At 58.2% G+C, this 2839-nt stretch carries 3 protein-coding genes and 2 pseudogenes; 1 reads left to right on the top strand and 4 read right to left on the bottom strand.

Features of this window, described 5'->3' with window-relative positions; all coding sequences use genetic code 11:
• Nucleotides 1–476, top strand: a 476-nt coding sequence (locus AKG11_RS33300; protein WP_210168699.1) for a hypothetical protein, incomplete at its 5' end; no start/stop codon positions are given.
• 91 nt (nucleotides 477–567) lie between these two features.
• On the opposite strand, the gene AKG11_RS33295 is transcribed toward AKG11_RS33300, so the two are convergent.
• The 4 genes and pseudogenes from AKG11_RS33295 to AKG11_RS34270 all read right to left on the bottom strand — a co-directional run.
• A complete protein-coding gene (locus tag AKG11_RS33295) occupies nucleotides 568–852 on the bottom strand; it encodes a copper-binding protein (RefSeq protein ID WP_050747125.1) in 285 nt (94 codons plus the stop codon).
• Nucleotides 853–869: 17 nt separating this feature from the next.
• A complete protein-coding gene (locus AKG11_RS33290) occupies nucleotides 870–1346 on the bottom strand; it encodes a cupredoxin domain-containing protein (RefSeq protein ID WP_050747124.1) in 477 nt (158 codons plus the stop codon).
• A 29-nt stretch (nucleotides 1347–1375) separates the two neighbouring features.
• Nucleotides 1376–2434 (bottom strand): annotated as a pseudogene (locus AKG11_RS33285) (multicopper oxidase family protein); the annotation flags it as partial.
• A gap of 133 nt (nucleotides 2435–2567) precedes the next feature.
• Nucleotides 2568–2747: pseudogene (locus AKG11_RS34270) on the bottom strand (heavy-metal-associated domain-containing protein); the annotation flags it as partial.
• Between the last annotated feature and the right edge of the window lie 92 nt (nucleotides 2748–2839).

The raw sequence follows: 2839 nt of genomic DNA, 5'->3' as shown, positions 1-2839 counted from the left end.
GGGCGGACGCATCGTCAGTCATGCCGATAGACTATTGCCTCGATCCGCACCAGCCGGTTAAGGCGACGCCTCCGCTGGGGGATCCAATCCCATTGGAGTGGCTCATGAGGCAGCTCGGCGCGATACTGACAGCGATCACTCTGGCGACGCTTGGAACTGCGAGCGAAGCTCAAGAGCGACAGCCTTTTCATGTTGCCGAGTTCCCGGACAACAGGATTATCAGCTTGGCCATTCTCATGTCCGAAGCGTCCGCCGACTTGCAGTTTGATTACGACGTCGAGGTGGAGCTGACCGAGCATGACCCTGATGGCCAGACGATCTTTGCCGACGATGGGCACCATCTGGTTCGGGTGCGGTGCACGGCGCCGAGAGCTGTGAAGGTGGGGAGCATTCTCTACAAGCTGGGGACGCCTGCTATGGCGGACGACTGGAAAGGAGACCTCTGGAAGACCCTCTGCTTCCAGCCTGTCTCATAGTAGAGTTCAAAGCGGCAGCACGGGAGTCGAAAAGAAGTATTTTTCCTCTGAGCAAACAGCCGCGCCTCGTGCGAGGCGCGGCTTCGCAGCCCTACTTAACCTGGGTGACGGTCAGCTTGCCATTGACCCGCTCGGCAACGAACTGGACCTTGGCGCCGACCTTGAGCTTTTCCAGAAATGCTTCGTCGGCGACTTGGAAAACCATGGTCATCGCGGGCATTTCGAGGCTTTTCAGTTCCTCGTGGATGAGCGTAACCTTTTTTGCCTTCTCGTCCACCTTCTTCACTGTGCCGTTTGTAAACTCCTGGGCGAATGCGCCAGTGGCGGAGGCGAGCGCGATTGCGGCGGCGATGGTGATCTTCGCGATAGTTTTCATATCAGTTTCCTTCCTGATTACTTCTTGGCGACCGTGACATCGCCGTGCATGCCCGCGTCATAGTGGCCGGGTACCAGGCACGCGATTTTGAAGACGCCGTCGTTGGTGAACTTCCAGACGATCTCGCCGGTCTTGCCCGGGGCGAGGCGGATCGCGTTCGGGTCGTCATGCTCCATCTCCGGGAACTTTTCCATGACGGCCTTGTGCTCCATGACTTTGTCTTCCTGGTCCAGAACGAACTCATGGTCGAGTTCGCCAGCGTTTTTGACCGCAAACACGATGGTCTGGCCCTTGCGAACCTTGAAGTTGTTCGGGGTGAAGATCATCTTGCCGTCGTCCGTTTCCTTCATGGTGACGCGGACCGTCTGCGTCGCCTTGGACTTGTCACCCGGTTCACCGACGGTCATTTCTCCGTGGCCACCTTCATGGGAGCCCGATGCGAGTACCGGCGTCGCGAGAGTGGCCAGCAGGAGGCCAATGAGTACAGTTTTCATAACTCTGTCCTTTGGTTGAGAGTATTTAATCAGCCGTGATCCGAGTGCTTCGGAGTAAGCTTTGTCTTTGCATCTTTGGCCTTGGGAGTATCCGGAAGTGCTCCCGTCCATTCCCAAGCCTGCGTCCCGGGCGGGTTTTCGTACCAGCCCGGGTCGCTGTAATCGCCCGCCGAGATGCCCTCGCGGACCTTCACCACGGAGAACATGCCCCCCATTTCGATAGGGCCGTGGGGACCCCATCCAGTCATCATGGGAACGGTGTTTTCCGGTATCTCCATCGACATTTCGCCCATATCCGCCATACCGGCGGTACCCATGGGCATGTACTCGGGACGGAATTGCCTGATCTTCTTGGCAACCTCCTTCTTGTCGACGCCGATGAAGGTCGGGATTTCGTGTCCCATCGCGTTCATGGTGTGGTGCGACTTATGGCAATGGATTGCCCAGTCGCCGACATATTTGGCGTCAAACTCGTACGCCCGCATCGCACCGACCGGGATGTCGATGCTGACCTCCGGCCAACGCGCCTCCGGCCGGACCCAGCCGCCGTCGGTGCAGGTTACCTCGAAATCGTATCCGTGCATGTGGATCGGGTGGTTGGTCATCGTCAGGTTGCCGACGCGGACACGCACCCTGTCGTCCTTGGAAACGACCAGCGGATCGATGCCGGGGAAGACACGGCTATTCCAGGTCCACAGGTTGAAGTCCGTCATTTCCATGACACGCGGGACGTAAGTCCCGGGATCGATGTCGTAGCCGCTGAGCAGAAATACGAAGTCCCGGTCGACGGGCATGAACTTCGGGTCCTTTGGGTGAATAACAAAGAACCCCATCATGCCCATCGCCATCTGGACCATTTCGTCCGAGTGCGGGTGGTACATGAAGGTGCCGGACTTCACGAGATCGAACTCGTAGACGAACGTCTTGCCGACGGGGATGTGGGGCTGTGACAGACCACCGACACCGTCCATGCCTGACGGGAGGATCATCCCGTGCCAGTGGATGGTTGTGTGCTCCGGCAGCTTGTTGGTCACAAAAATGCGAACACGGTCCCCCTCGACCGCCTCAATTGTCGGTCCCGGGGACTGGCGTTTTGGACGCGGACGATGGGGCGGAATCAACTGGCCACCTTGCCGAAATTTTTTCTTACCGCCGGTCGTGGCAACGCCCTCGCGCCAGAATGAAGACGAGCTGCGGGGTTGGCGCAGCTCGTCCAATCGATCACTTCGAGAGTGACGGCGTGTAACCCGCGTCAGTGATCGATGCGCTGATCACCTCCGTCGCAACACTGGTTTCTATCGTCACTGTCCTGGTGCCAAGATCGATTTTGGCGATGGCGTCGGGATCGACTGCCTTTATCGCCTTGTCGACTGAGCCCACACAGTGGCCGCACGTCATATCGGGAACATCGAACTTATACGCCGCCTCGCTGACTTCGACTCTTTAGCCTTCCCAAAGTGGGGTGAATCTGAATCTCTGGTGCAAACCGGAGG

It is taken from the genome of Shinella sp. SUS2 (genome assembly GCF_001262505.1).
Lineage (GTDB): Bacteria > Pseudomonadota > Alphaproteobacteria > Rhizobiales > Rhizobiaceae > Shinella.
This window is presented reverse-complemented; position numbering and strand designations above follow the sequence as displayed.

Coding starts and splice junctions, on each gene's coding strand:
- AKG11_RS33295 (WP_050747125.1), bottom strand. CDS start 852: ATGAAAACTATCGCGAAGATCACCATCGCCGCCGCAATCGCGCTCGCC.
- AKG11_RS33290 (WP_050747124.1), bottom strand. CDS start 1,346: ATGAAAACTGTACTCATTGGCCTCCTGCTGGCCACTCTCGCGACGCCG.